Source organism: uncultured Marinobacter sp. (genome assembly GCF_947259545.1).
Classification (GTDB): domain Bacteria; phylum Pseudomonadota; class Gammaproteobacteria; order Pseudomonadales; family Oleiphilaceae; genus Marinobacter.
On sequence record NZ_CAMYMK010000002.1, the window covers coordinates 1,052,727 to 1,078,824 of the forward strand.

Annotated in this window: 27 protein-coding genes; 24 read left to right on the top strand and 3 right to left on the bottom strand. The window is 57.9% G+C overall.

Going from position 1 to position 26,098, the window contains the following annotated elements; translation table 11 throughout:
- Positions 1 to 68 precede the first annotated feature (68 nt).
- From Q0Y21_RS04955 to flhB, 12 genes are all read left to right on the top strand, one after another.
- Positions 69 to 374, top strand: coding sequence for an STAS domain-containing protein (locus Q0Y21_RS04955; protein WP_297792136.1), 306 nt, complete (start codon positions 69 to 71; stop codon positions 372 to 374).
- Between the two features lie 32 nt (positions 375 to 406).
- Positions 407 to 2,173, top strand: coding sequence for a fused response regulator/phosphatase (locus Q0Y21_RS04960; RefSeq protein ID WP_297792138.1), 1,767 nt, complete (start codon positions 407 to 409; stop codon positions 2,171 to 2,173).
- Entirely contained in the window at positions 2,170 to 2,517 is a 348-nt protein-coding gene (locus Q0Y21_RS04965; RefSeq protein ID WP_297792140.1) for an Hpt domain-containing protein, read from the top strand. The genes Q0Y21_RS04960 and Q0Y21_RS04965 overlap by 4 nt, the downstream gene beginning before the upstream one ends.
- Positions 2,518 to 2,613: 96 nt before the next feature.
- The gene (locus Q0Y21_RS04970) at positions 2,614 to 3,804 is read left to right on the top strand and encodes a flagellar hook-length control protein FliK (protein ID WP_297792142.1); all 1,191 of its coding nucleotides are present in this window, start codon (positions 2,614 to 2,616) and stop codon (positions 3,802 to 3,804) included.
- 176 nt (positions 3,805 to 3,980) lie between these two features.
- Entirely contained in the window at positions 3,981 to 4,493 is a 513-nt protein-coding gene (locus tag Q0Y21_RS04975) for a flagellar basal body-associated FliL family protein (RefSeq protein ID WP_297792144.1), read from the top strand.
- A gap of 38 nt (positions 4,494 to 4,531) precedes the next feature.
- Entirely contained in the window at positions 4,532 to 5,530 is a 999-nt protein-coding gene (gene fliM / locus Q0Y21_RS04980) for a flagellar motor switch protein FliM (protein WP_297792146.1), read from the top strand.
- On the top strand, positions 5,523 to 6,026 hold the full coding sequence (fliN, locus tag Q0Y21_RS04985; RefSeq protein WP_297792148.1) for a flagellar motor switch protein FliN: 504 nt from the start codon (positions 5,523 to 5,525) through the stop codon (positions 6,024 to 6,026). The genes fliM and fliN overlap by 8 nt, the downstream gene beginning before the upstream one ends.
- 10 nt (positions 6,027 to 6,036) lie before the next feature.
- A complete protein-coding gene (gene fliO / locus Q0Y21_RS04990; RefSeq protein WP_297792150.1) occupies positions 6,037 to 6,504 on the top strand; it encodes a flagellar biosynthetic protein FliO in 468 nt (155 codons plus the stop codon).
- Positions 6,505 to 6,508: 4 nt separating this feature from the next.
- Positions 6,509 to 7,273 carry a flagellar type III secretion system pore protein FliP gene (fliP, locus tag Q0Y21_RS04995; RefSeq protein WP_297792152.1) on the top strand — a complete coding sequence of 255 codons (765 nt, stop codon included), beginning with the start codon at positions 6,509 to 6,511 and terminating at the stop codon, positions 7,271 to 7,273.
- Positions 7,274 to 7,283: 10 nt separating this feature from the next.
- Positions 7,284 to 7,553 (top strand): flagellar biosynthesis protein FliQ, encoded by a 270-nt coding sequence (gene fliQ, locus Q0Y21_RS05000; RefSeq protein ID WP_297792153.1) that lies wholly within the window; start codon positions 7,284 to 7,286, stop codon positions 7,551 to 7,553.
- A 3-nt stretch (positions 7,554 to 7,556) separates the two neighbouring features.
- Entirely contained in the window at positions 7,557 to 8,342 is a 786-nt protein-coding gene (fliR, locus tag Q0Y21_RS05005; RefSeq protein ID WP_297792508.1) for a flagellar biosynthetic protein FliR, read from the top strand.
- The gene (flhB, locus tag Q0Y21_RS05010) at positions 8,342 to 9,478 is read left to right on the top strand and encodes a flagellar biosynthesis protein FlhB (RefSeq protein ID WP_297792155.1); all 1,137 of its coding nucleotides are present in this window, start codon (positions 8,342 to 8,344) and stop codon (positions 9,476 to 9,478) included. Before fliR ends, flhB begins: the two co-directional genes overlap by 1 nt.
- Before the next feature lie 483 nt (positions 9,479 to 9,961).
- Here the strand turns inward: flhB and Q0Y21_RS05015 are convergent, their stop codons facing one another.
- From Q0Y21_RS05015 to upp, 3 genes are read right to left on the bottom strand one after another with little or no spacing between them, the layout of a single operon-like run.
- Entirely contained in the window at positions 9,962 to 10,816 is an 855-nt protein-coding gene (locus Q0Y21_RS05015; protein WP_297792157.1) for a class I SAM-dependent methyltransferase, read from the bottom strand.
- The gene (locus tag Q0Y21_RS05020) at positions 10,797 to 12,053 is read right to left on the bottom strand and encodes a uracil-xanthine permease family protein (protein ID WP_297792158.1); all 1,257 of its coding nucleotides are present in this window, start codon (positions 12,051 to 12,053) and stop codon (positions 10,797 to 10,799) included. The genes Q0Y21_RS05015 and Q0Y21_RS05020 overlap by 20 nt, the downstream gene beginning before the upstream one ends.
- A 2-nt stretch (positions 12,054 to 12,055) precedes the next feature.
- Positions 12,056 to 12,694, bottom strand: coding sequence for a uracil phosphoribosyltransferase (gene upp / locus Q0Y21_RS05025; protein ID WP_297792160.1), 639 nt, complete (start codon positions 12,692 to 12,694; stop codon positions 12,056 to 12,058).
- Between the two features lie 203 nt (positions 12,695 to 12,897).
- On the opposite strand from upp, the gene flhA reads away from it, so the two are divergent.
- The 12 genes from flhA (at position 12,898) to Q0Y21_RS05085 (ending at position 25,998) form a co-directional block, all read left to right on the top strand.
- Entirely contained in the window at positions 12,898 to 15,063 is a 2,166-nt protein-coding gene (gene flhA / locus Q0Y21_RS05030; RefSeq protein WP_297792162.1) for a flagellar biosynthesis protein FlhA, read from the top strand.
- 61 nt (positions 15,064 to 15,124) lie between these two features.
- Positions 15,125 to 16,432, top strand: a complete 1,308-nt coding sequence (flhF, locus tag Q0Y21_RS05035) for a flagellar biosynthesis protein FlhF (protein ID WP_297792164.1) — start codon at positions 15,125 to 15,127, stop codon at positions 16,430 to 16,432.
- A 105-nt stretch (positions 16,433 to 16,537) separates the two neighbouring features.
- The gene (locus Q0Y21_RS05040) at positions 16,538 to 17,350 is read left to right on the top strand and encodes a MinD/ParA family protein (protein ID WP_297792166.1); all 813 of its coding nucleotides are present in this window, start codon (positions 16,538 to 16,540) and stop codon (positions 17,348 to 17,350) included.
- 30 nt (positions 17,351 to 17,380) lie between these two features.
- Positions 17,381 to 18,124 carry an RNA polymerase sigma factor FliA gene (locus Q0Y21_RS05045; protein WP_297792168.1) on the top strand — a complete coding sequence of 248 codons (744 nt, stop codon included), beginning with the start codon at positions 17,381 to 17,383 and terminating at the stop codon, positions 18,122 to 18,124.
- 173 nt (positions 18,125 to 18,297) lie between these two features.
- Complete coding sequence (gene cheY / locus Q0Y21_RS05050; RefSeq protein ID WP_297792170.1) at positions 18,298 to 18,681, top strand: chemotaxis response regulator CheY; 384 nt, start codon at positions 18,298 to 18,300, stop codon at positions 18,679 to 18,681.
- 21 nt (positions 18,682 to 18,702) lie between these two features.
- Positions 18,703 to 19,491 carry a protein phosphatase CheZ gene (locus Q0Y21_RS05055; protein WP_297792172.1) on the top strand — a complete coding sequence of 263 codons (789 nt, stop codon included), beginning with the start codon at positions 18,703 to 18,705 and terminating at the stop codon, positions 19,489 to 19,491.
- Between the two features lie 16 nt (positions 19,492 to 19,507).
- A complete protein-coding gene (locus Q0Y21_RS05060) occupies positions 19,508 to 21,586 on the top strand; it encodes a chemotaxis protein CheA (protein ID WP_297792174.1) in 2,079 nt (692 codons plus the stop codon).
- Positions 21,587 to 21,619: 33 nt separating this feature from the next.
- Positions 21,620 to 22,786: a chemotaxis response regulator protein-glutamate methylesterase gene (locus Q0Y21_RS05065; protein WP_297792176.1), complete on the top strand. Its 1,167-nt coding sequence runs from the start codon at positions 21,620 to 21,622 to the stop codon at positions 22,784 to 22,786.
- Positions 22,786 to 23,526, top strand: a complete 741-nt coding sequence (locus Q0Y21_RS05070) for a flagellar motor protein (protein ID WP_297792178.1) — start codon at positions 22,786 to 22,788, stop codon at positions 23,524 to 23,526. Before Q0Y21_RS05065 ends, Q0Y21_RS05070 begins: the two co-directional genes overlap by 1 nt.
- Positions 23,527 to 23,541: 15 nt before the next feature.
- Positions 23,542 to 24,324, top strand: coding sequence for a flagellar motor protein MotD (gene motD / locus Q0Y21_RS05075; protein ID WP_297792180.1), 783 nt, complete (start codon positions 23,542 to 23,544; stop codon positions 24,322 to 24,324).
- A gap of 170 nt (positions 24,325 to 24,494) precedes the next feature.
- A complete protein-coding gene (locus Q0Y21_RS05080) occupies positions 24,495 to 25,292 on the top strand; it encodes a ParA family protein (protein ID WP_297792182.1) in 798 nt (265 codons plus the stop codon).
- Positions 25,285 to 25,998, top strand: a complete 714-nt coding sequence (locus Q0Y21_RS05085) for a chemotaxis protein CheW (RefSeq protein ID WP_297792184.1) — start codon at positions 25,285 to 25,287, stop codon at positions 25,996 to 25,998. Before Q0Y21_RS05080 ends, Q0Y21_RS05085 begins: the two co-directional genes overlap by 8 nt.
- Positions 25,999 to 26,098: the final 100 nt, after the last annotated feature.

Below are 26,098 nucleotides of genomic sequence, written 5' to 3' on the forward strand. Positions count from 1 at the left end.
AAACAGCCTGACTGCGCTATCCTTACCTTTGTAACACCTTTTCGGAGAACTCCCTCGGAGGACCAGGAATGCCTATTCATACGCGTCGCAGCGAGGATGGTCAGACCCTGATCATAAAGATTGACGGCCGGTTTGATTTCAGCACACATCAGGCCTTCCGTGACGCCTATGAGCATGGTGATCAGGACATAAAGGGCTACGTGGTGGATTTGTCCGATACAACCTATCTGGACAGTTCCGCTCTCGGTATGTTGTTGTTACTCCGTGACTACGCCGGGGGGGACAGTGCCGCTATCAGTATTGAGAACTGTAACAGCGATGTCCGTCGTATTCTGGCCATTTCCAATTTCGAGCAGCTGTTTGCGATCCGCTGACGGGGGAGGCCAGACCCTTCGGGAGGTCCGATGTGGATGACTCACAAACTGGCAATCGCTCGCTCCAGATACTGATCGCTGACGATAGTGACAGCGATCGGCTAATCCTTAAAACCCTCCTGCGCCGCCTTGGTCATGATGTTCTGGATGCTGCCAATGGCGTGGAAGCGGTCGAGCTTTTCCGTCACGCCTCACCCCAGCTTGTTTTCCTGGATGCCATGATGCCGCAGATGGATGGAATGGAGGCGGCAAGGAAGATCAAGGCGCTGGCGGGCGAGCGGCTGGTGCCGTTGATTTTCCTGACGTCCCTTACCAACGCGGATGCGCTGGTCAGTTGTCTGGAAGCTGGTGGTGACGACTTTCTGACGAAGCCCTATAACCGGGTCATTATTGAGGCGAAGATCAACGCGTTTAACCGCATGCGGCTGATGCACGAGACGATCAGCCAGCATCGGGACCTGATCCATGAACACAATCGCAAGTTGACAGAAGAACAGCATACTGCCAAGCGGGTCTTTGACAACATCGCCCATACCGGCTGCCTGGATGCCGACAGTATTCGCTACCATGTTTCGCCCCTGTCTATTTTCAACGGCGACATCCTGTTCGCCTGTCCCAGTCCTGCCGGTGGCATCCAGATATTGATCGGTGACTTTACCGGGCATGGATTGCCGGCAGCGGTGGGTGCCATGCCGGTGGCCGAGATTTTTTATGGCATGACTGCCAAAGGGTTCAGTGGCAGCGATGTACTGCGGGAAATCAACCAGAAACTCAAACGTATTCTGCCTGCGGGCATGTTCTGCTGTGCGGCCATGATTCAGGCTGATTTCGCACTCAATCAGGTGCAGGTCTGGAATGGCGGGTTGCCTGACGGCTGGTTGGTCCGTCAGGATGGAAGCCGGAGATCGCTGCCCTCGTCCCATCTGCCTCTAGGGGTGCTGGATGCTACCCGCTTTGACGCCACCATGACTGTTATCCAGGCCCATACGGGAGACACGCTCATGTTCATGACCGACGGCGTGCTGGAAACCGAGAGCATTCAGGGAGAGATGTTTGGTGATCGGGGCGTGGTCACTGCCCTGAATGAGTTGAAAGGTGAAGTCCATCCTTTCGATGCGGTCATTGATCGGGTGAAGGCATTTTCCGGTGGCCTGCTTGATCAGGATGATCTGACCCTGGTCACTCTGGATATGGCGGAGAGTGAAGTGCTTGGCAGCCTGTCGGAAGAAGTGCCATTGTCTGCTCTTGAAGGCCCTGAGGAATGGCATTGCGTCTATGAACTCAGGGACAGAACGCTGGGGCAGTTCAGTCCACTGCCTCTGTTGCTTCATATTTGCATGGAAGTGCCGGCACTGCGGCGCCGAAGTGGCGAAATCTACACTCTTTTGTCGGAGCTCTATACCAATGCCCTCGAGCATGGGATTCTGGGCCTGCCGTCGGAATGGAAAAGAACCGCAGACGGCTTTGGTCATTATTATGCTGAAAGGGAGCGACGGCTGAGTAATATCAGCGATCATTACATCACGTTTCGTTTGACCCACTCGATGACCGATGGGGGTGGGCGACTGGTGATAGTGTGCGAGGATAGCGGACGTGGGTTCGACTATCATAACCATGCGGGCACGACTGGGCCTGGGCGTGGTTACGCGGGGCGGGGCCTGATGTTGTTGCAAAGGCTGGCTGGCTCGCTGACATTCAGGGAACGGGGCAATCACGTTGAAATTGTATATGATTGGCACTTTTCCGAGGCCGATCCCGCGGAGGGGGTCGCCGTCACTCAACACGGGGGGCCGTCATGAACGACAAGCCGCACCTTGATGAAGAAGCTCTGGCGGAGCTAAAGGATGTGATGGAGGATGAATTTGATGTTCTGATTCATACCTACATCAGCGATTCCGCCGACCGATTGGCATCCATACGCAGAGCGATCGAAGCAGGCGATGCGGATGCGTTAGTGAAAGCCGCGCACAGTTTCAAAGGCAGCAGTATCAATATTGGTGCGCCACGTCTCGGTACCCTGTGTCTTGAAGTGGAAAATGCCGGGCGGGAAGAGCGCCTGTCCGATGCCGGTCCCTTCGTGGAACAGATCGATCTGGAGTTTCAGCAGGTGCGAAGTATGCTGGAGCGAATTCTCAAGGAGTAATTGTCAGTTCCTGTAAACGATGGCATTGCTTTTGCTGTGATTCGGGTAATGAAGAAATATTGAACCCAAACCCCGATTGAGCGGCAAGAGGTTGCCATGTCCCAGATGGTTCTACCACAAACCCCGGCCCCAGGTGGGCAATCCGATACCGGTAGCAAGAACACACCGGTGGGTCATGAAAAATCCGGTGATAGCCAGTTCGATTCCGTGTCCCGGGCGGAGCAACAGCGATTGGACCGCAAGCAGGCGGATCAACGTGAACAGGCGCAGCGTCGTCAGGAGGCTAGAACCAATCCCGAAGACCGAAAGGACGCCCCGGTGGATAACACCAGCCAGACGGAAGGCGCTCGCGGCAAACGCACGGAAGACAGCGCAGGCGGGCAGTCCTCTGGTGCCGACAGCAAGGCTTCGGTAACGGGAGAACCTGTATCGCCAGAGGTAGAGCCGGTTGAGGCTGACCTGCAGGAGGAATTGGTAATCCCGACATTTGCCAACCTGCAAGCAATGCTGACGCCCGCTGCGGTTGCTTCAGGCGGTGCGGCAACGTTGCCGGGAGCAGCCACCGGCCGGGCGTCTGTGATGCAGGGGATGACCGGTATCATGGGGAAACTTCCGGGCATGCCGGGTGCCAAGCCTGGTGAAACCACAACTCCCGGGCAAGGGCAGAGCACCGGCTTTCAGTTAGCCGAGGCGCTGACTGCAATAACAGCCGAGTCCGGACGGGGCCAGGACAGCACGACACTGTTGGCTGCCGGCAGACCGCAAACGCAGGCTGATCTCGCCGGTCAACAACTTGCTAATGCTATTGCCAGGCAGCCCGCTGAGGCCGCCGGCCTCAAGGGCTATGCCACTTCGGTGGATGTGCCGGTAGGGCATGCCGAGTGGGGTGATAAGCTGGTAGGGAAACTGACCTGGTTGACCGCCAATAAGTTGTCCGTTGCCGAAATCCATTTAACGCCGCCAGATATGGGGCCGATGGAGGTCCGGGTTCAGGTGCAGCAGGAGCAGGCAAATATCACGGTGCACTCCGCCAATCCGGTCGTCCGCGACCAGTTGGAGCTTCATAGTCACCGCTTGCGGGAGATGCTCAACGAGCAGGGGTTGTCCCTGGAGCAGTTCGACGTCGCTGATTCCGCTCAGCAACAAGCCGGGGGGCAGGAGGCCAGCGGTGAAGGAGGCAATCCCGACAGCCAGGCCGAGCAAGGTGTGGCCTCTTCTGACGATGTCGAGCAACAGATCGGCGATCTGGATCTGACCTGGAAAGGCGAAGTAGATATTTTTGCCTGATGCGTACCGCGGGGCCCCCGGGCCCCACTCCCCAATCTCCTTTGCCCATCCTACCCCACAACGCTAAACTGCTGGTCTGAATCGAAGGTATGAGGCTTCTGGCCCGACCTTTGCTTAATCACCCTGTAAGTACCGATAAACCATCCGGATGACGGATTTTTGGCGATTGGAAGGTTATGGCTGAAAACAACACACCCGCGGCGCCACCGGCCAAAAAGGGCAAGTTAAAGCTCATCATACTGTTGTTGCTGGTGATCATCCTTGCCGTGGGGCTGTCCGTGGTCGGCACCTTGTGGTTCCTCGGTGGCGGGTTGCCGGGAATGAGCGATGACGGCACATCCGGGGAGGAGGAAGCTGCCAGCGCGTTCGAGCCCAGTGTTTACCTGGATATTGAGAAAGCGCTGGTGACGACCGTCCAGGCGCAGGGGGGCCGCCAGCGTTACGCCCAGGTCTATCTGTCCCTGGAGGCCGACAGCGAACAGGCGCTCGCCGCTGCTGAGCTGCACCGGCCGTTGATTCGCAGCCAATTGGTGTCTCTGCTTGGGAACAGCGAGTTCATGGAGTTGCAAACCCCGGAAGGTCGGGCCGCATTGGCTGATAAGATGCTGCAGACCGTCAATCAGGTACTCGAAGCGGAGGGGGAAGTGCCCCTGAAACGGGTACTGTTCAGGAACTTTGTGGTGCAATAGGACCCGGTAACGGGTGGCTTGTCAGGGCAGGAAAACGTATGCAGGACCTACTGTCACAGGATGAAATCGATGCCCTTCTCCACGGTGTGGACGATGGGGATATCGATACCTATGAGGAAACCGATGAAGCCGGTATAAAGTCCTATGACCTTGCCAGCCAGGACCGGATCGTCCGTGGGCGGATGCCCACCCTCGAAATGATTAACGAGCGATTCGCACGTTATACCCGGATCAGTCTGTTCAATCTTCTGCGCCGGAATGCCGACGTTTCGACCGGCGGCGTCCAGATCATGAAATTCGGGGAGTACATACACACTCTGTATGTGCCCACCAGTCTTAACCTGTGCAAGATCCGCCCACTGCGGGGGACGTCCTTGTTTGTTCTGGACGCCAAGCTGGTGTTCAAGCTGGTGGATAACTTCTTTGGTGGCGAGGGCCGGCACGCCAAGATTGAAGGCCGTGAATTCACTCCCACCGAAACCCGTATTGTGCAGATGGTGCTGGATCAGGTCTTCCATGACATGAGGGAAGCCTGGCACGCCGTATTGAAAGTGGATTTTGAGTACCTCAGTTCCGAGGTGAATCCGGCCATGGCAAACATCGTCAGCCCCAGCGAAGTGGTGGTTGTGAGCACATTCCACATTGAGCTGGACGGTGGCGGCGGTGAGCTGCACATGGCACTGCCGTACTCCATGATCGAGCCTATTCGTGACGTGCTGGATGCGGGGGTTCAGAGTGATATCGATGATGTTGACGAACGTTGGGTCAACGCTCTGCAGGAAGACATCAAGGACGTCAATGTGCCGGTTAACTCCACGGTGTGTCGCCGGCGGATTTCCCTGCGTGACATCGCGAAGATGAAGGCCGGTGACATCATCCCGGTGGAAATTCCCGATTTTCTCACGGTCACCGCCAACGGTATCCCGATCTACAAGGCCACCATGGGAACCCGTGATGGAAAACTGGCACTAAGAATCCACGAACGGGCAACGCTGCCCAGGGTCAAGAAACAACTGAAGGTGGGACGCAATGGCTGACGACGACAAAAAAGACAATCAGGAACTCAGCGAAGACGAAAAGCTCGCAGCTGAGTGGGAATCCGCCATGGAAGAGTCCGGTGACGACGGTGACGCCCGTGAGGATGAGTGGGCTGCGGCCATGGCCGAAGCAGAATCTTCCGACGAGGCCGAGGGTAGTGGTGACAACGTCCGTGCGGCGCCGATGGAGGAATTCGACGAAACCACGGGCGTGACCCAGGGCAGCGGGCCGGCGCCGGATATGGATGTCATTCTGGACATTCCGGTTACTATTTCGATGGAAGTGGGCAACACCCAGATCCCCATTCGTAACCTGCTGCAGTTGAATCAGGGCTCCGTCATTGAGTTGGATCGCCTGGCGGGCGAACCACTGGACGTGCTGGTCAACGGCACACTGATCGCCCACGGCGAGGTGGTCATGGTCAATGAAAAATTTGGTATCCGGCTCACCGACGTCATCAGCCCGGGCGAGCGGATCAAGCGGTTGCAGAAGTAAAGTGGCGCAGATGAGCGGATTCTTCAGTCGCCGCTGGCGCGGCTACGGCATGGTTGTCCTGGCTGGATTGCTGCCAGTATTGGCACTGGCTGAAGAAGCCCCCGTGCGGGAAGAGAGTAATCGGGCTCCGGATACCCTGATCACCATGCTGAGCCTGGGTGGCGGGTTGCTTGCGGTCATTGCGATCATTTACGGCTGCGCCTGGATCATTCGCCGTATGAATGGCATGACCGGCATGAACAACCAGGCCATCAAGGTGGTTTCTGTCATGGCATTGGGGGCTCGGGAACGCATCGCTCTGATCGACGTGGGGGGGACGCAAATCCTGGTGGGCATCACCCCTTCCGCCATCCGCACCCTGCACGTGTTTGACGAGCCTGTCGTTACGCCTGGTCAGGGCTCCTCCAGTGACTTTGCGCGCCGCCTTCAAGGCATGATTGGCAAGTCCTGGAACGCTCCATCATCGAAGGAAGGCTGACCCGATGATTGCAGTTTACCTCAAGCGAGGCCTTTCACTGGCGCCCCTGATTCTGCTGGCGGGCTGGAGCCCGTCGGTATTGGCCGACCTTCCTGGCATTCCCGCGTTTACCATGACTCCAGGCGAGGAGCAGGGCGTCGAGGAGTACTCCGTCACGCTGCAGATCCTGGCGCTGATGACCGCGCTGACGTTCCTGCCCGCCATGTTGATGATGATGACCTCCTTTACCCGCATCATCATCGTGTTCTCGATCCTGCGCCAGGCCCTTGGTCTTCAGCAGACGCCTTCCAACCAGATTCTGCTGGGGCTTGCGCTGTTTCTCAGTATTTTCATCATGAAGCCGGTGCTGGAGGAAGCCAACCGGGTGGGGTTGCAGCCTTATATGTCGGAAGAAATCACCTCGCTGGAAGCGGTTGAGCGTGCCAGCATGCCATTCCGTCAGTTCATGCTGGCCCAGACCCGGGAAAGTGACCTGGGCCTGTTCATGCGCATTGCCGATGAGCAGTACGATTCACCGGAGGATGTTTCCTTCTGGGTGCTGCTGCCTGCCTTCGTGACCAGTGAGCTGAAGACTGCCTTCCAGATCGGCTTCATCCTGTTCATACCGTTTCTGATTATCGACATGGTTGTGGCCAGCGTCCTGATGGCCATGGGTATGATGATGCTGTCACCCATCATCATCTCGCTGCCGTTCAAGATCATGCTCTTTGTACTGGTGGACGGCTGGGCACTGATCATGGGTACCCTGGCTGCCAGTTACGGGATATAGGGAGGCGCTTATGACACCGGAAACCGTCATCGATATACTGCGCGAGGCGCTGTGGATGATTGTCCTGCTGTCAGCTGTCATCATCGGCCCGGGCCTGGTCATCGGTCTGGTGGTCAGTACCTTCCAGGCCGCGACACAGATCAACGAGCAGACGCTGAGTTTCCTGCCACGCCTGCTGGTCACCCTGATCGTCATCATCGCCGCCGGCCCGTGGATGCTGACCAAACTGCTTGACCACGCGGAAGGCTTGATAACCAGCATTCCCTATCTGATTGGCTGATTGATGATACCCACCGAAATCGGCGCGGACATGATCGGCCAGTGGGTCGGACAGCACCTTTGGCCACTGTTCCGCATTGCCAGCTTCATGATGGTCATCCCCATCTTCGGCACCCAGCTGGTGCCGGCCAGAGCGCGTCTGGGCCTGTCACTGCTGATCACCATCCTCATCGTGCCCATGCTCCCGCCGGCGCCGCAGGTGGAAGCCTTCAGCGCCGACGCGGTGGTGATCACCCTGCAACAGATCCTCATCGGCGTTGGCCTGGGATTTGCCATGACCGCATTGTGGCAACTCTTCGTCGTCGCCGGGCAGATGATCGCCATGCAAATGGGCCTGGGCTTTGCCTCCATGGTCGACCCCGCCAACGGCGTCAACGTTCCGGTGCTGTCACAGATCTATACCATCACCATCACCCTGCTGTTCCTCGCCATGAACGGCCACCTGGTGATGTTCGAGGTCTTCATCGAAAGCTTCCGGACACTGCCCGTCGGCTTCGAGGGTCTGGGCCAGGGCGGAGTCTGGGAACTGGCCCACCGCGTCAGCTGGATGTTCGTGTCCGCTATGCTTCTCGCATTACCCGCGGTCTCCGCCGTTCTGATCGTCAGTATTGCGTTCGGCGTGATGACCCGAGCCGCGCCGCAGATGAATATTTTTGCCCTGGGCTTTCCAATTGGCCTGATTTTTGGACTGTTCTCCATATGGGTGCTGCACGCCAATTTTCTGCCGCACTTTGAGCAGTACACGAGAGAGACGTTTGAGTTCATGCGGAACCTGCAAGGGCAACCCTGATGGCTGAAGAAAACGACAACAGTCAGGAGAAAACGGAAGAGGCCACCCCCCGAAGGCTGGAAAAAGCCCGGGAGGACGGCCAGACCGCCCGTTCCAAAGAGCTGGCCACCATGGCTGTGCTCATGGCTGGTGCCGGCGGCCTGCTGATGTTCGGCTCCAGCCTCGGCGCCTCCCTCGAAGGCATCATGCGCGACAGCTTCGTGCTGGAGCGCTCAGCCATCTTTGACACCCGGCACATGAGCGTTCAGCTGATCGCCTCCGCCAAAGAAGCTGCATTTGCCCTGTCACCCATCCTGATCCTGTTGCTGATCGCTGCCATCGCCGGCTCCATCGGCATCGGCGGCCTGCTGATCAGCGGCAAGGCCGTCGCGCCAAAACTCAACCGTATGGACCCGATCAAGGGCCTGAAACGCATGTTCTCCCTGCGGTCCCTGATCGAACTGGTCAAAGCCATCCTGAAAGTGGGACTGGTACTCGCGCTCGCCATCCTGATCCTCAACCTGCGGACCGAAGACCTGCTGAGCATTGCCGAGGAACCCGCAATCCCGGCCATGGAACACGTACTCTGGACCCTGGGGTGGACCTTCTTCTTCCTGTCCGCGGCGACCATCATCATCGCCGCCATCGATGTGCCGTTCCAGATCTTCGACCATCAGAAGAAACTGCGCATGACCAAGCAGGAGGTGAAAGACGAGTTCAAGGACACCGAAGGTAAGCCGGAAGTGAAGGGCCGTATCCGCCAGCTGCAACGCGAAATGGCCCAGCGCCGGATGATGCAGGACGTGCCGGGTGCCGATGTGGTCATTACCAACCCGACCCACTATGCGGTGGCTCTGAAGTACGATCAGAAAACCATGGCGGCGCCTATTGTGGTGGCGAAGGGAGCCGATGAGATGGCGTTCAAGATCATGGAGATTGCCCGGGAAAACAAAATCGAGCTTTTGAGAACGCCGCCGCTGACCCGGGCGGTGTATCACAACACCGAGGTCGGGGGAGAGATTCCCGATGGCCTCTACATGGCCATTGCCCAGGTGCTGGCCTACGTCTTTCAGTTGCGGCAGTTCCGCAAGGGGCGCGGTGACCGGCCCGGTATGCCCGACTTTCCTATTCCGCCTGATATGCGGCGGGATGTTTGAGCTTGTTTTCGTAGCCTGATGGTTGTGGGGGAGGGTGGTTGTGGTTGCCCCCTCCCAAAAACCGCTACGAGCACGTCCGTGTGCGCTTCTCTCCGGCCATCCATGGCCTCCGAAATTTTTGGGAGGGGGCAACCACAACCACCCCGGTCTCCATTGATATATCAGCAGTAAGATCGAAATGTAGTTCGGACGCCCTAAGCCTAGTCAAACACCTTTCCCCGCATCAATAACATTTGTCGGAATACACTTCGCTAATCCGACCTACGGGTCATCCTATCTACAATTAAGGCGAGCGGCCGAGCTCCTGCCGACATACCTGGGAGTTACCGGGGCGTTTGTTGGTGGTCCTGCCAAAAAATTTCGGAGGCCATGGATGGCCGGAGAGAAGCGCACACGGACGTGCTTGTAGCGGTTTTTTGGCAGGACCACCAACAAACGCCCTTCACCGAAACCAACAGGCTACAAGACCAAAAAGCCCAAAGCTCAGACCCGAGCACTAATAACCCGAACCATCGGATCATGGCGGCTTTCAGGAATGGGCAGTACGCCGTAGAACTCAGAGGGGTTGTAGACGCGAACCGAAGGAAAGCCGGAAGCCTGGAAGTGGTCACATGCCTGCTGGTCATCCTCGAAATGGAAGCTGACCTGGCTGCGGGTCATGGTGCCCAAGAGGCCGCCGAGGGTTTTCAGGGAGTTTCTTAGCAGCGGTTGCTTTGGCATCAGGTAGCTTTCGGAGAGATACACCGAACCGGGGCGGTTGGACAGGACTTTCGCCAGGCGTTGCCAGAATTCGGAGATGACGTCCAGGGAGAAGTAGCTGGTCAGGCCCTCGGTGACCACCACTATGGGTTTGGTGTTGTCGAAGGCGCGGGTGACTACGGCTTCCAGGGTGTGTTCACCGGACTCAGCTAGGATGTCGATGGGGGTGACCTGATGATTCTCGCCGAGGTGGCCTGCCGCCAGCAGGCGGGCGGCTTTACGGGCGGCCATGTCGGGCAGGTCGGCTTCGACCATTTTGATGCCCGGGTGCTTCTCCCGCAATCGGATGCCTCTGGGGGACATGCCGCAGGCGATTTCCAGTACCTGGTCGACGCCGTCTTCCTGGATCGCCTGGTCGATCAGGTGGTCGATAATCAGGTGGCGTTGCAGCAGGAAGGTGCGGATGTTGCCGCCGATGGCGGCTTTGCTGGCGGTTTCGAAGGGGCTCATCAGGTGATAGAGCCAACGACCCTGTTCGGTAGTCAGGACGTCATCGGACAGCCCGTTCCGGTGCCAGACGGCACCGGTGTAGAGGGCGGTGAAGCTGATGCCGGTACTGTCAGTCGGCTTTTTGCTCATAAATGGCCTTTCCCCAGGCTTCCCGGGTGCCCGGCAGTAGTAGGTTAAGGAAAATGGCGACCACGGCGCTCAGGGCAATGCCTTCGAACTGGCCGATCGCCATGCCACCGATGCCGAACACCAGGGTAATGGCAACGATCACCAGGTTACGCGACTGGGACAGGTCGACCTGGTGGCGAATCAGGGTGTTCAGGCCGACCACCGCAATGGAGCCGAACAACAGGCAGAGGATGCCGCCCATAACCGGTACCGGGATGGTCTGCAGGGCCGCGCCGAATTTGCCGACAAAGGCCAGAGTAATGGCAATGATCGCGGCCCACCACATTACTTTCGGGTTGAAATTACGGGTCAGAACCACAGCGCCCGTGACTTCCGAGTAGGTGGTGTTGGGCGGTCCCCCAAGCAGTGAGGCAGCGCTGGTGGCCAGACCGTCACCCAGAAGGGTGCGGTGTAGGCCGGGCTTTTCCAGGTAGTTCTTGCGGGTCACATTGCCGATGGCGAGGATATCGCCAATGTGTTCAATGGCCGGTGCAATGGCCACCGGGATCATGAACAGGATGGCGCTCCAACTGAAGGCCGGCGCGACAAAATTCGGAACGGCGAACCAGGGGGCCTCGCGCACGGGCGTCAAATCCACGACGCCGGCAAAAGCGGAGAGGGTATAGCCGACGATTACGCCAAACATGATGGGAATCAGGCGGAAAATGCCTTTTGCCCATACCGACATGATGACGGTCACCACCAGGGAAATCATCGCAATCCAGATGGCGGTGTCGTAGGGCACCAGTTCTGCCGCGCCGTCGCCGCTGCGACCGGACGCCATATGCACGGCGACCGGTGCCAGCCCGAGCCCGATCACCATGATCACCGGACCGATCACCACAGGTGGCAGCAGACGGGTAACGAACCCGGTACCGCGGAGCCTGACAGCGCCGCTCAGGATAATGTAGAGAATACCCGCCGCCATCAGGCCCCCGAGGGTTTCTTCCAGGCCGAAGCGGCCCTTGGCAGCAATCACCGGGGCAATGAAGGCGAAAGAAGATGCCAGAAAGATGGGGATCTGGCCGCCGGTGACAACATGGAAAATCAGTGTGCCGAGACCGGCGGTAAACAGGGCGACGTTGGGATCAAGACCGGTGATCAGTGGCATCAGCACCAGTGCGCCAAAGGCCACCAGCAGCATTTGCGAGCCCGCTACAGCCTGCTTCCACATCGGGTCGTTGCTGTGATCCTGCATAGTCAGACGTCCTTCTGCTTGGTGCCGAAAATTTTGTCGCCGGCATCCCCAAGTCCTGGCAGGATATAGCCTTTTTCGTTGAGGCGCTCGTCAATTGAGGCCGTGTAGATAGAAACGTCCGGATGCTTTTCCAGGACTTTCTTAACGCCTTCCGGGGCGGCCACCAGAATCAGCGCGCGAATCTCGGTGCTACCAGCTTTCTTCAGCAGATCGATGGTGGAGATCAGGGAGCCGCCAGTGGCCAGCATCGGGTCGATAATCATGGCCATACGCTGATCCAGTTCGCCCACCAGTTTTTCCAGGTAGGTGCTGGCTTCCAGGGTTTCTTCGTCACGGATCTGGCCGACCACGCTGACACGGGCACCTGGAATGAGGCTTAGCACACCGTCCAGCATGCCCATGCCGGCACGCAGGATCGGCACGATGGTGACCTTTTTACCCTGAATCTGTTCGATTTTCACCGGGCCGGCCCAGCCCTCAATGGTTTTCTCCTGCAGGGAGAAATCCTGGGTGGCTTCGTAGGTCAGCAGGGCACCAACTTCCTGTGCCAGTTCACGAAAATTCTTGGTGCTGATATCCGCGCGGCGCATCAGGCCGAGTTTGTGGCGGATCAGGGGGTGTTTAACCTCGTGGATTGGCATGGTGGTCACCTATGTCTGTCATCTGTCGGCTGTGTCGGAATGGCGCAAGGATACCGTATCTGGAAGGGCGCGTCAGGCACTGGAAAGTGAAATCCCGTAAGGGGTGGTACGGATCTTGCGATACCCCTGCAAAAGACGCATTGGCGTCATATTTTCGACCCATTGAGCGCCTGCAGGCACAGCCACGTGGAGAGTTTCCGGGCATGGACAGAGCTTTAGTCCTCAACAACGTCAAAACCCTGACGCGGGGAAACCTTGGTATACCCATCATGCTGATGGGCTTGCTGGGGATGATGATACTGCCGATGCCGGCGTTCATGCTGGACGTTTTCTTCACGTTCAATATCACCTTGTCGATCGTGATCCTGCTGGTGTGTGTCTACGCCTTGCGGCCGATGGAGTTTGCGTCCTTCCCGACGGTGCTGCTGGTGGCGACCCTGTTGCGCCTGGCGCTGAATGTGGCCTCCACGAGGATCGTGTTGCTCAACGGTCATGAGGGTGGTGATGCCGCCGGTAAGGTGATTGAGTCCTTTGGCGCGGTGCTGATTGGCGGTAACTACGCGGTTGGTCTGGTGGTGTTTGCCATCCTGATGATCATTAACTTCCTGGTGGTGACCAAAGGTGCCGGCCGGGTTTCCGAAGTCAGTGCGCGCTTCACGCTGGATGCCATGCCCGGTAAGCAAATGGCCATTGATGCCGACCTGAACGCCGGACTGATCAATCAGGAAGAGGCCAAGCATCGCCGTTCAGAGATTGCCCAGGAGGCGGATTTCTACGGCTCCATGGATGGTGCCAGCAAGTTCGTCAAAGGGGATGCGGTTGCGGGGCTCCTTATCCTCGCCATCAACCTGATCGGCGGTATTGCCATCGGTATGCTGCAGCATGGTCTGGATTTTGGTACGGCCACGCAGAACTACGCCCTGCTGACCATTGGTGATGGTCTGGTGGCACAGATTCCTTCGCTGTTGCTGTCGACCTCGGCGGCAATCATGGTGACGCGGGTCACGTCCAGCCAGGACATGGGTGGGCAGATCCTGCAACAGATGTTCAGTGCACCCAAGGCGCTGTCCATTGCTGCCGCTATTCTGATTATTCTTGGTCTTATTCCGGGCATGCCGCATGTGGCATTTCTTGGTCTTGGAACAATTGCGGCAGTGGCCGCCTACCTGATCTGGAAGCGGGAGCGCCAGACCGTTGAAGAGGACGGGGTTTTCCCGACCCGCGGTGGCGCGCAGCCAGTGGGTCGGGATATGCCGCCTGGTGGGGATAGTGGTGATCAGGGGCAGGCCTTGCCAGCACCCGGCGAAACCCGGGAGTTGGGCTGGGATGACGTTGCCACCGTCGACATCGTGGGCCTGGAAGTGGGGTATCGCCTGATTCCGCTGGTGGACAAGTCCCAGGGCGGCCAGTTACTGAGCCGTATCAAGGGCGTGCGCAAGAAGCTGTCCCAGGATCTGGGGTTCCTGATGCCGTCGGTACACATCCGTGACAACCTGGATCTGATGCCCAACGTCTATCGCATTACCTTGATGGGGGTGACACTGGCCGAGGCGGAAATTCATCCGGATCGTGAACTGGCCATCGACCCGGGCCAGGTGTTCGGAAAGATCGAAGGGATTGCCGGCAAGGACCCGGCGTTTGGCCTGGATGCCAGCTGGATCGAGCCGGAAAAGAAGGACCAGGCCCAGACCCTTGGCTATACCGTGGTGGATGCCAGTACCGTGGTGGCCACCCACCTCAACCAGGTGCTGCAGAAGCACGCCCATGAACTGCTTGGGCATGAAGAAACCCAGAAGTGGCTGGACCAGCTGGAGAAGGTATCCCCCAAACTGGCGGAAGAGCTGGTGCCGACCACCATTTCCATCAGTCTGTTGCTGAAAGTGCTGCAGAACCTGCTCAAGGAAGAGGTTCCGATTCGTGACATGCGCTCGATTGCCGAGTCCATTGTCAACGTTCATCCCAAGAGTCAGGACCCGAAACTGCTGACCACGGTGGCTCGTCAGGCCCTGCGTCGAATGATTGTTCAAAGCATTTGTGGCAACGAGCAGGAAATCCCGGTAATCACCCTGGATCCGGACCTGGAACAGTTATTGCTGAAGTCAGTTCAACAGAGTCAACAATCCGGCGGTCAGGAAGACATCGGGCTGGTGCTGGAACCGAACATGGTAGAAAAACTGCAGCGATCGCTGCAGGAAAGCGTCCAGCGCCAGGAGATGCTTGGCAAGCCAGCGATTCTGCTGGTGTCAGGCCCGTTGCGACCGGTGCTGGCGAAGTTTGCCAGCTATGGGGTGGAGCGGTTGCACGTACTGTCTTACCAGGAAATTCCGGATAACAAACAGATCACCATTGTGGCGTCCGTCGGTCAGTAACGACGGCGGAGGACAAAGCGGACAGCGCAGGCACAGCGTTGCCGGTGGAGGATGAGGCATCATGAAAGTAAAACGGTTTTTTGCTCAGAGCATGGCAGAGGCATTGAAGCAGGTGCGGGAACAGATGGGCCCGGACGCCGTGATTCTCTCCAATCGCCGGGTGGACGGTGGCGTCGAAATTGTGACGGCCCTGGATTACGACGAAAACATGGCGCGTCAGCGGCTGGGCGACAAGGCCCGGGAAGCCACCAATGGATCCCGTTTGGCGGAAATGCAGGCGGAACAACATCGCCACCTGGAAGACGAGTTGGGGCGTTCCCGGGATCGTATCCGTGAAGTTCGTGAAAAGCGCGTAAACATTGGGGCCGGTTATGCCAACAGTACGCCCTTCATTGAAGATTCGGCCCTCGAGCTTGAGTCTGCGGCGGCGGAGTCGACTGCCCCGTCGCCAACTGCCGGAGGGACCGCGGGCGGTTATTCCGACGAGCTGGCGCAGATGCGGGCAGAGATCAGTTCTTTAAGGGACCTGATGGGCGCCCGCAGTCAGGAGCCTAAAAAACCGGCGGCTAACGCGGTCCAGCAGCGGCTTGCCGAGCGCTTGCAGGAATTCGGGCTGGGGTTTGAACTGGCCAGCTCACTGTCCCGCCGACACAATGGCGGGCGTCTGGAAGAAGGCTGGAAACAGTCACTGAAAATGCTGGCCACCGGTGTGAAAACCTCCCGCACCGAATGGCTGGATCAGGGCGGTGCCTATGCCCTGGTCGGGCCCACCGGGTCTGGCAAAACCACCACCATTGGCAAACTGGCCGCGCGCCATGTGCTCCGCCATGGCGCCGACTCCCTGGCCCTGGTGACCACCGATCGCTACCGCGTGGCAGCTCATGAGCAGTTGTTCGTTTTTGGTCGCATTCTCAATGTGCCGGTCAGGGTGGTTGATGAGAGCCATTCCCTTGACGATATTCTGGACGAGTTGTCCGATCGTCATCTGGTGCTGATTGATACCGCCGGCCTTACCAGCTCCGACAAGGGCTACGAGCAGCAATTGTCAGAGCTGGCCCGAAGCCATCACAAGATCCGGACTCATCTGGTGGTTTCGGCCACCAGCCAGCCTCGCATTATGAAATCCGTCTGGCATTGCTATAAGATGGCTAATCTTGCGGGCTGTGTGATGACCAAGATAGATGAGGCCCTTACTCTGGGTGAGTCTTTGGGGTTTGTCATGGAATCTGGTCTGCCCGTGGCCTATTACACGGATGGCCAGAAGATTCCCGAAGATCTTCATCACGCTGAAGCCGTACCTCTGGTTCGGCTGGCGGTGGAGCGGCTGAAAGCGCTCCAGCAACAACAGGCGGTGGCAGAGGGGGCCTGAGACCCATCCCCGGCGGTACCGGATGACGGAATATCCGGCGTGCAGCAGGCGCCGTTGAATGACAACTGAGCCTTCGGTTAAACGTGGCGAGAGACAAAACCAAGTATGAGTAAACCACATCCGGTACAGGTGATTGCCGTTTCTGGCGGGAAGGGCGGCGTTGGCAAGAGCAACGTTTCGGTCAATTTGGGAATTGCCCTTGCCCAGAAGGGGCGTCGTGTCGTGTTGCTGGACGCCGACCTCGGTCTGGCCAATATTGATGTTCTACTGGGCATTACCGCCAACCGCAATCTGTCGGATGTGCTGGCGGGCGATTGTGACCTGAGGGACGTGCTGGTCGATGGGCCCGGCGGAATCAAGATCGTCCCGGCCTCTTCGGGCACCCAGCGTATGACCCAGCTCACCGCCATGGAACACGCCGGTCTGATTAACGCCTTCAGCGAACTCGGAGACCAGATTGACGTACTCATCGTTGATACCGCAGCGGGTATCTCTGAGTCGGTCATCAGTTTCCTGCGGGCGTCACAGGAATTGTTGCTGGTGGTTTGTGATGAACCGACGTCCATTACTGATGCCTACGCCCTGATCAAGTTGATGAACCGTGATTATGGAACGAACCGCTTCCGCATTCTCGCCAACCAGGTGCGAAATGAGCAGGAAGGGAAGCATCTTTTCGAAAAACTGACCCGAGTCACTGAGCGGTTTCTTGATGTGGCACTACAATATGTGGGTATCGTGCCTTACGACGAGGCCGTCAAGAAAGCGGTGCAGCGCCAGAAGGCGGTTCTGGATGTGTATCCCAGGGCAAAGGCATCACTGGCGATCAGGGCGCTGGCTGATAAAGTCGATAACTGGCCGCTCCCATCATCGCCCCGCGGACACCTGGAATTCTTTGTGGAGCGGCTCGTCGAAGTCTGAATTAGATCCTGTCACCATAAAACCGGATACATGACATTGGCGAAACACCTGGGAATCTATCAGAAAGCCGGCGTTAAGGGTGCTTCCCAGCTCGTAGAAGAGCAGGCCCCGCTGGTCAAGAAAATTGCGCTGCACCTGATGGCCCGTTTGCCGGCATCGGTCCAGCTTGAAGACCTGATGCAGGCCGGGATGATCGGACTGCTTGAGGCCGCCCAGAGGTATAGCTCAACCAAAGGCGCTACCTTCGAAACCTATGCCGGTATCCGCATCCGCGGCGCCATGGTGGATGAAATCCGCAAGGGCGACTGGGTGCCCCGATCTGTTCACCGCAATGCCCGTCGTATTTCCCAGGCCATCAAGGCTGTTGAAGACCGTTTCGGTCGCGAAGCTCAGGATCAGGAAGTCGCTGACGAGCTGGGGATGGAACTTGCCGAGTACCATGCCAGTCTGAGTGATGCCAACAGTGGCAGACTTTTTAGTCTTGATGAGCTCAATGAATCCGGTGAGCTGCCGTTAGAAGAAGCAGAGGCCAGTGATAATCCCCTGGATGACATTACCTCCGATGCCTTCAAGCGAAGTCTGGCGCAGGCTATTGAGGAACTGCCCGAGCGGGAGAAGCTGGTGCTCAGCCTGTACTACCAGGAGGAGCTTAACCTCAAGGAAATCGGCGCTGTTCTCGGAGTGAGCGAAAGCCGTGTCAGTCAGATACACAGCCAGGCCGCGCTGAGGCTTCGGGGCCGTTTGACCGGCTGGCACCGGGCGGCGACCGAGTAACGGGCCGCGATGGGGCTGTTCAACGTGTACTGAGGTTGGCCATCTGTAGCTTTTGGTAACCGATGCTTTACAACTGGGGCAATCCCCACACAATAAGCGGTAAAACCGCCGGCCTGCCAAATTGCTGGCAGTAAGATACAACGTATTCCGGGTGTTACTAACTGGAGGTCCCTTTGGACAAAAACATGAAAATCCTCATTGTGGACGACTTTTCCACAATGCGACGGATCATCAAGAACCTTCTGCGTGATCTGGGATTCACCAATACCGACGAAGCAGACGACGGCAACACAGCGCTGCCCATGCTGAAGAGCGGAAAGTATGACTTTCTGGTGACCGACTGGAACATGCCGGGTATGTCCGGTTTTGATCTGCTGAAGGCCGTTCGTGCCGATGAGAATCTGAAATCGCTTCCGATTCTGATGGTCACGGCCGAAGCAAAACGGGATCAGATTGTGGCCGCCGCACAAGCGGGGGTAAATGGCTATGTAGTGAAGCCGTTTACCGCAGCCGTACTCAAGGAGAAGATTGAGAAAATCTTCGAACGAATCCAGTAACCCAAGGTCGGATGGGCTCTCATGAGCGATAGCAACAACAAGAACCCGCAAGGCCTTGATCCGGAGGTGAAGGAAAAGCTCCGCGCACAGGCTAACGAGTTGGTCGAGCACGTCAATGCCGGTGACTATGCCCAGGCGATGACATTGATCAATGATCTCAGCGAGGTCCGGGATCAGAGCCTGTACCGGGAAGTCGGGCGGCTCACTCGCAGTCTCCACGAGGCGATCCGTAATTTCCAGATCGACCCGCGTAATGCCGAACAGCAGGAAGCCCTGTCGAAAATGACCGATGCTTCCGACCGGCTGGAATACGTTGTACAGATGACCGGCCAGGCCGCCAACCGCACCATGGATCTGGTCGAGGAAACCATGCCGAAGGCACACGTCATCCGGGATGAGGCTGCAGCCCTGCGGGACGAATGGCAGCGTCTTCGTCGCCGGGAAATGCAGCCTGCGGAATTTCGTGATCTCTATGGCCGCATAGACCAGTTCTTTATCACGCTGACCAGCGATGCCGACACCATTTACAACAACCTGTCGGAAATCCTGTTGGCGCAGGATTTCCAGGACCTCACCGGCCAGGTGATCCAGAAGGTCACCAATCTGGTGAAGGAAGTGGAGGAACACCTGCTGAGCCTGGTGGTCATGGCCAGCCATGTCGATCAGCTGACAGGCACCGTGCATGAAATTGAGTCGGCTGAAGTATCGGCCGAGCAGGGTGTTGGTCCGCAGATGAACGCCGATAAGCGAGAAGATGTAGTGTCGGGCCAGGACGATGTTGATGATCTTTTGTCCAGTCTCGGTTTCTGAATGAAGAGGGTAGCCCATGGCGTTTGATGCTGATGAAGAGATCCTGCAGGACTTCCTGGTTGAAGCAGGGGAGATACTTGAGAAGCTCTCCGAGCAGTTGGTAGATCTTGAGCAGAATCCGGATGACAGCGATCTCCTCAACGCCATTTTTCGCGGCTTCCATACCGTAAAGGGTGGGGCGGGCTTCCTCCAGCTCGAAGCTCTGGTTAACTGCTGCCACTCTGCCGAGAATGTCTTCGACATCCTCCGCAATCACAAGCGGAAGGTGGATTCGGAGTTAATGGACGTGGTGCTGGAAGCGCTGGATCACTTGAATGCGATGTTCGAGCAGGTGCGCAATCACGAAGAACTGACGCCAGCGCCGGATGCACTGATCGCAGCCCTGGATGCCCTGGCGGAGCCTCAAGGCGGGGCCCCGGCGGCTCAGCAACCGGAACAGACCGACGCCGAGCAAGGTGAGGATCATGGCGACATCACCGACGACGAGTTTGAGCAACTTCTGGATGCACTGGGCAACGATAACGCGGAGTCCGGTTCGGTAGCTGATCAGGGAGCGGACGCTGGTTCAACAGGAGACGACAGTGCCTCCGGGGATGACATTACCGATGACGAGTTCGAAGCCCTGCTGGATCAACTCCATGGCAAGGGCCAGTTCGCGGGTGCGCCAGCGGAGGAAGATGCTGTTGAGGCGCCTGCGGATGCCGGCGAACAGTCAGAGACAGGTCGCGATGATCTGATCACAGATGATGAGTTTGAAAAGCTCCTGGACGACCTTCATGGCAAGGGTGGGAGCCCCACAGCCGACGACGGTCAGAAACCAGCGGCCAGCGAACCGGAGCCCAGCCCCGAGGCACCGAAGCCTGCGGCCAAACCTGAGCAGCCTGGGAAAACCGAAGCAAAAACACCACCGGCACCCGCAAAAGAACAGGGGCCTGCCGCTGAAACCACCGTTCGGGTCGATACCAAACGCCTGGATGACATCATGAACATGGTGGGGGAATTGGTGCTGGTGCGTAACCGCTTACAGCGTCTTGGTGCGCAGAGCGACGATGAGCACATGCACAAGGCGGTTTCCAACCTGGACGTGGTCACCACCGACCTGCAGTCAGCTGTGATGCAGACGCGGATGCAACCGATCAAAAAAGTCTTTGGCCGTTTTCCCAGGGTGGTGCGGGATCTTGCCCGTAGCCTCAAGAAGGAAGTCAGCCTGGTGATGCACGGGGAAGACACCGATCTGGACAAGAATCTGGTGGAAGCTCTTTCCGACCCGCTGGTTCACCTGGTTCGTAACTCGGTGGATCATGGTATCGAAGCGCCGGATGTTCGGGAGAAAGCAGGGAAGCCCCGTGCGGGCACGGTCACCCTGAATGCCGAGCAGGAAGGGGATCATATCCTGTTGTCTATCGAGGATGACGGTGCCGGTATGGATCCCGAGGTGCTGCGTCGGAAGGCCGTCGAGAAAGGGATCTACGATCAGGACGCGGCGGACAGGTTGACGGAGAACGAGTGCTACAACCTGATCTTTGCTGCCGGATTCTCCACCAAGGACCAGATTTCGGATGTGTCTGGTCGGGGCGTCGGCATGGATGTGGTAAAAACCAAGATCGGTCAGCTGAATGGTCAGCTCAATGTGGAGTCAGAGCTTGGCAAGGGCTCACGAATCGTCATCAAGGTACCGCTGACCCTGGCCATTATGCCGACGCTGATGATCATGTTGGGGGATCAGTCATTTGCGCTGCCTCTGGTCAATGTTGTGGAAATCTTCCACCTGGATCTCTCCAAAACCAACATTGTTGACGGTCGTGAATGTATTGTGGTGCGGGACAAGGTTTTCCCGCTGTTCCACATCAAACGCTGGCTGGTGAGAGGCGCCAGTGAACCAGAACCCGACAATGCACACGTCGTGATTGTCGCGATGGGAACCAGACAGGTTGGTTTCGTGGTGGACCAGCTCATCGGTCAGGAGGAAGTCGTTATCAAGCCCCTGGGACGTGCGCTTCAGGGAACGCCAGGTATGGCGGGCGCCACCATTACCGGTGACGGGCGAATCGCCCTGATCATTGATGTTCCCAGCCTGCTTCAACAATACGGTTGAGGCAGACGGACAGCCTCGGTTTAGGAGAATTGGATGACAGTTTCTGTCCTGGTTGTTGATGATTCAGGGTTTTTCCGCAAGCGTCTGACGGAAATCCTGACTGCATCCGGTCAGATCAAAGTTGTTGGCGTGGCCACCAACGGACGGGAAGGGGTGGAACTGGCAGAGAAGCTCCACCCAGACGTTATCACCATGGACTACGAAATGCCGGTGATGGATGGCATTTCCGCGGTGCGGGAAATCATGAAGCGCCGTCCCGTGCCAGTGTTGATGTTTTCCTCGCTGACCTACGAAGGTGCCCGGGTGACCCTTGATGCGCTGGAAGCCGGCGCCGTCGATTTCCTGCCCAAGAACTTTGAGGAAATCGCCCGGGACTCCAGTCAGCTCCAGAAAATTCTGGTTGAACGGATTCTGGATGTTGCTGGCAGCCATCCGGGGGCCAAACCTGTAAAGGCGACACGTCCGGAACCGGCGTCAACAGCGAAACCCGCTTCGCGTCCGGAGCGGCAGCCACCGCCAGCCAGTTCCCGCTCAGAGGGGCCGCCGCCGTCGTCAACACGCCGCTCTCCGGTGGAGCCAGCTCCTGATGCGGCGGCGCCCCGACCGCCATCCCGTCGGTCACCAGCCAGGCATTACAGTGTGGTGGCGATTGGCACGTCCACCGGTGGGCCGGTTGCGTTGCAGCGTGTGCTCACAGCGTTACCGGCCGACTTTCCCGCGCCAATCGTGCTGGTTCAGCATATGCCCGCCAGCTTTACACCCGCGTTTGCCGAGCGCCTGAACAGGCTATGCCGCATTGACGTGCGGCAGGCCGAAGAAGGGGACGTGCTGCGGCCTGGTCAGGCCCTGTTGGCACCGGGTGGGCAACAGATGATGATCGAGAACCGCAGTGGCCAGGCCCGTGTGCGAATTCTGCCGGGAGATGATCGTCTCAATTACAAGCCATGTGTGGACGTGACCTTCGGCTCCCTGGCTCGCAGTTTTCCTGGCAAAACCCTGGGCATTATTCTCACGGGCATGGGGTCGGATGGTAAGGAAGGATGTCGTCTGATGAAGCAGAGTGGATCTGTAATCTGGTCCCAGGACGAAAAAACATCGGTGATCTACGGCATGCCGATGGCGGTCGCCAGGGCAGGGCTACCGGATGAGGTTTTGCCACTCAATGACATTGGTCCCCGGTTGATCGAGGGTGTGAGCTGATGGATATTCTCAGCCTGCTGGGAGTCATCCTGGCTTTTGTCGCCATTCTGGGAGGGAATCTTCTGGAAGGCGGGGCCCTCAGTTCGTTGTTCAATGGGCCGGCGGCCCTGATTGTTGTTGGTGGCACCCTGGCAGCGACCATCCTGCAGACGTCCTGGCCGCTGTTAAAACGGGCGTTCAGTCAGGCTCGCTGGGTATTCCTGCCACCCTATGTCAGTCTGGAAGATGGCATTGGAAAGGTCATCGACTGGAGCGTCAAGGCCCGTAAACAGGGCCTTCTGGGGCTTGAGGGGCTGGCGGAAAAAGAGCCGGAGCGATTCGCCCGTAAAGGGCTCCAGTTACTGGTCGACGGTGCCGAAACCGAAACCATCCGCAGTATTATGGAAGTGGATCTGGACTCACGTGAACAGCGAGATCTGGAATCGGCTCGAGTCTATGAAGCGATGGGTGGCTACTCGCCAACGATCGGTATCATTGGGGCGGTCATGGGACTGATTCAGGTGATGACCAATCTGGAGGACCCCCAGTCTCTCGGTAGCGGTATTGCGACAGCGTTCGTTGCCACCATCTACGGTGTGGCACTGGCGAACCTGCTGTTTTTCCCGGTTGCCAACAAGTTGCGTGGCATTGTCCGGGAGCGAACGCGATACGAAGATATGATGATCGACGGCATCATCGCTGTCGCCGAAGGGGAAAATCCCAAATCCATCGAATTGCGGCTGCGGGGTTTCCTGCAGTGACGGTCAGGCGGTTATATGCGGCGTCGTAGGCAACCTCAGGACGACCTCCATAACAAGGAACGCTGGCTCGTTTCCTATGCCGACTTCATTACCCTGCTGTTCGCTTTTTTTGTGGTGATGTACTCGGTGTCTTCAGTCAACGAAGGCAAATACAAGGTGTTGTCGGAAACCCTGACCGGTGTGTTCAACGCCCCGCAACGCTCCCTCCAGCCGATCGAGGTGGGCGACCAGCCCCAGCGGTCTGGCGCAGCGCCGTCCGATGACGTTATTCCGCCAGCAGTTACCGAAGCACCCCGCAATCCGGAAGTCAGCGAAGAAGGCAGAACCGAGGCTCTGCGGGCTATGGCTGATCAGCTGGCGCTGGAGTTTGACGAACTGATCAACCAGGGAGTTGTCACGCTCGAGAGTAACGAGCACTGGCTGGAGCTGAACCTCCCGGACAGCCTGTTATTCAGCAGTGGTGCAGCAGAACCCCATTACGATGGTTTTGCCGTGGTGGAAAAGATTGCCGGAGTTCTGCGTGACCGCGATAACGCCGTCAAGGTTGAAGGTTTCACCGATAACCGCCCGATCCGGACCAACGCCTATCCTTCCAACTGGGAATTGTCGGCTGCCAGAGCGGCGGCGGTGGTGCGTATGCTCACCATGGAAGGTGTGGAGCCCGAGCGCCTGGCCGCGGTCGGTTACGGATCGCACCAGCCTGTCGCCCGTAACGATACCGAGGAAGGCCGGCGCCGCAACCGGCGCGTGGTGCTTCTGATTTCCCGGGATGCGAATATTCGCGGTGCGATGAGGTGACCGGAAGAAGTCCGGGTACGCCGGTCTGTTGGCATGGTTTCTGAAGTAACCCTCCCAGTAATACCTGACGCGGCAAATCCTTGCCGATGTTGTTCAAGTTAAGCGGTTCGCTGCCGATAATATCTGGTGTGGTGCCGGAATTCTGGGGATAGACAAGTGGAGAGCATAACGTGCGAATCTGGGCCGTAGCCAATCAAAAAGGCGGTGTCGGGAAAACCACCTCGGTGGTGACACTGGCCGGGCTTTTGGCCGAGCGTGGCAAGCGGGTTCTCGTGGTGGATCTGGACCCTCATGGGTCGCTGACCAGTTGGTTCGGTTATGATCCCGATACCATCGCCCTGAGTGTCTTTAACCTGTTTCAGCATCAGGGCAAGGTACCAGATGGTCTGGCAGCCCAGTTGATTACAGAAACCAGCTGTAAGGGCGTGTCGTTGCTGCCCGCCAGTACCGCCCTGGCGACCCTGGAGCGCCGCATGGTTGGCGTGGAAGGCATGGGATTGATTATTTCCCGGGCGCTGGCGCAGCTCTGGGATGACTTTGATTACGTGATTCTCGACAACACCCCGTCCCTGGGCGTATTGATGGTGAACGCACTGGCGGCTGCCCAACACCTGATTATTCCGGTGCAGACCGAGTTCCTGGCGATCAAGGGGCTTGAACGAATGCTGCATACCCTGCAAATGATCATGAAGTCCCAGAAAAACGAACTCGCCTACACCATCGTTCCGACGATGTTCGATCGGCGTACCCAGGCATCCACCAAAAGCCTGAATCTTTTGCGTAAAACCTATCCGGACACGCTGTGGCGGTTTGCCATTCCCGTGGACACCAAGTTCCGGGATGCCAGTCAGGGTGGGGTGGTGCCGTCCTCCCTGGATTCCGGTACCCATGGTGTCAGGGCATACACCCACCTGTTGGACGACCTGATGGCGCGCACCGGTGCGGATCGGGAGCGTAAGCATGGCTGACGATAAATTGACAAAGCTGGCGGACCCCGCCAGCGCGATCGCCAGTTATCTTGACGATCTTTTGCATACGGCGACTGATACCGCGCAGAAGGAAGAAGTGACTGTTGTCGAGGCAAGTCCTGAGCTGCAACCGGAACTTCAACCAAAGCCCGAACCGGAACCCGTTGTCAGGAAACCGGCGCCGAAGGTCGACGTAAGCCAACCAGAGCCGGAACCCGAGCCAGTATCACCGCCATCCCGCCCGGAGTGGTCTGAGCAACCGTTCGAGTGCCTGATTTTTACCGTGGCTGGCCTGCAGCTGGCGGTTCCGTTGATATTGCTGGGTGCAATACATCGGATCGAGGAGAGCATCAAGCCCATCCCTGGCAGTCCGCGTTGGTACATGGGGATTCGTGTGGATCGCGATCACAATCTGCGGGTGGTGGATACCGCGGAATGGATCATGGCTGGTCGAGCCCCTGCGAATGCCCGTGACAACTACCGCTTTGTCATTCGGCTGGATAACAGTGACTGGGGGCTGGCCTGTGATGACGTTGCCCAGTCGTTCACGTTGAAGCCGGATGAAGTGCGTTGGCGCACGGCTCGCAGCAAACGCCCCTGGTTGGCGGGGACAGTGGTTAACCATATGTGCGCCCTGATTGATGTGCGCACCATGGCCAATCTGTTGGTCCGGGCAGAGCGTGAGCATCACCTGGATCTGAGTTAATACGCGGTTACTGAATGATACCGTGCTGTGCTGGCACGGTTTGTGCCCTTAACTATAGTATTGGGCACTGATGATGATTTTTTGACGATCAGGTTGCCCG

Excerpts from the sequence above, each read along its gene's own strand:
- Q0Y21_RS04975 (WP_297792144.1), top strand. The coding sequence starts at position 3,981 with ATGGCTGAAAACAACACACCCGCGGCGCCACCGGCCAAAAAGGGCAAG.
- Q0Y21_RS05070 (WP_297792178.1), top strand. The coding sequence starts at position 22,786 with ATGGATATTCTCAGCCTGCTGGGAGTCATCCTGGCTTTTGTCGCCATT.
- fliR (WP_297792508.1), top strand. The coding sequence starts at position 7,557 with ATGATACCCACCGAAATCGGCGCGGACATGATCGGCCAGTGGGTCGGA.
- Q0Y21_RS04965 (WP_297792140.1), top strand. The coding sequence starts at position 2,170 with ATGAACGACAAGCCGCACCTTGATGAAGAAGCTCTGGCGGAGCTAAAG.
- fliM (WP_297792146.1), top strand. The coding sequence starts at position 4,532 with ATGCAGGACCTACTGTCACAGGATGAAATCGATGCCCTTCTCCACGGT.
- flhF (WP_297792164.1), top strand. The coding sequence starts at position 15,125 with ATGAAAGTAAAACGGTTTTTTGCTCAGAGCATGGCAGAGGCATTGAAG.
- Q0Y21_RS05015 (WP_297792157.1), bottom strand. The coding sequence starts at position 10,816 with ATGAGCAAAAAGCCGACTGACAGTACCGGCATCAGCTTCACCGCCCTC.
- Q0Y21_RS05020 (WP_297792158.1), bottom strand. The coding sequence starts at position 12,053 with ATGCAGGATCACAGCAACGACCCGATGTGGAAGCAGGCTGTAGCGGGC.
- Q0Y21_RS05055 (WP_297792172.1), top strand. The coding sequence starts at position 18,703 with ATGAGCGATAGCAACAACAAGAACCCGCAAGGCCTTGATCCGGAGGTG.
- Q0Y21_RS05040 (WP_297792166.1), top strand. The coding sequence starts at position 16,538 with ATGAGTAAACCACATCCGGTACAGGTGATTGCCGTTTCTGGCGGGAAG.
- Q0Y21_RS05045 (WP_297792168.1), top strand. The coding sequence starts at position 17,381 with ATGACATTGGCGAAACACCTGGGAATCTATCAGAAAGCCGGCGTTAAG.
- Q0Y21_RS04970 (WP_297792142.1), top strand. The coding sequence starts at position 2,614 with ATGTCCCAGATGGTTCTACCACAAACCCCGGCCCCAGGTGGGCAATCC.
- Q0Y21_RS05085 (WP_297792184.1), top strand. The coding sequence starts at position 25,285 with ATGGCTGACGATAAATTGACAAAGCTGGCGGACCCCGCCAGCGCGATC.
- flhB (WP_297792155.1), top strand. The coding sequence starts at position 8,342 with ATGGCTGAAGAAAACGACAACAGTCAGGAGAAAACGGAAGAGGCCACC.
- Q0Y21_RS04955 (WP_297792136.1), top strand. The coding sequence starts at position 69 with ATGCCTATTCATACGCGTCGCAGCGAGGATGGTCAGACCCTGATCATA.
- fliP (WP_297792152.1), top strand. The coding sequence starts at position 6,509 with ATGATTGCAGTTTACCTCAAGCGAGGCCTTTCACTGGCGCCCCTGATT.
- motD (WP_297792180.1), top strand. The coding sequence starts at position 23,542 with ATGCGGCGTCGTAGGCAACCTCAGGACGACCTCCATAACAAGGAACGC.
- Q0Y21_RS05065 (WP_297792176.1), top strand. The coding sequence starts at position 21,620 with ATGACAGTTTCTGTCCTGGTTGTTGATGATTCAGGGTTTTTCCGCAAG.
- fliO (WP_297792150.1), top strand. The coding sequence starts at position 6,037 with ATGAGCGGATTCTTCAGTCGCCGCTGGCGCGGCTACGGCATGGTTGTC.
- flhA (WP_297792162.1), top strand. The coding sequence starts at position 12,898 with ATGGACAGAGCTTTAGTCCTCAACAACGTCAAAACCCTGACGCGGGGA.
- fliN (WP_297792148.1), top strand. The coding sequence starts at position 5,523 with ATGGCTGACGACGACAAAAAAGACAATCAGGAACTCAGCGAAGACGAA.
- Q0Y21_RS05060 (WP_297792174.1), top strand. The coding sequence starts at position 19,508 with ATGGCGTTTGATGCTGATGAAGAGATCCTGCAGGACTTCCTGGTTGAA.
- upp (WP_297792160.1), bottom strand. The coding sequence starts at position 12,694 with ATGCCAATCCACGAGGTTAAACACCCCCTGATCCGCCACAAACTCGGC.
- fliQ (WP_297792153.1), top strand. The coding sequence starts at position 7,284 with ATGACACCGGAAACCGTCATCGATATACTGCGCGAGGCGCTGTGGATG.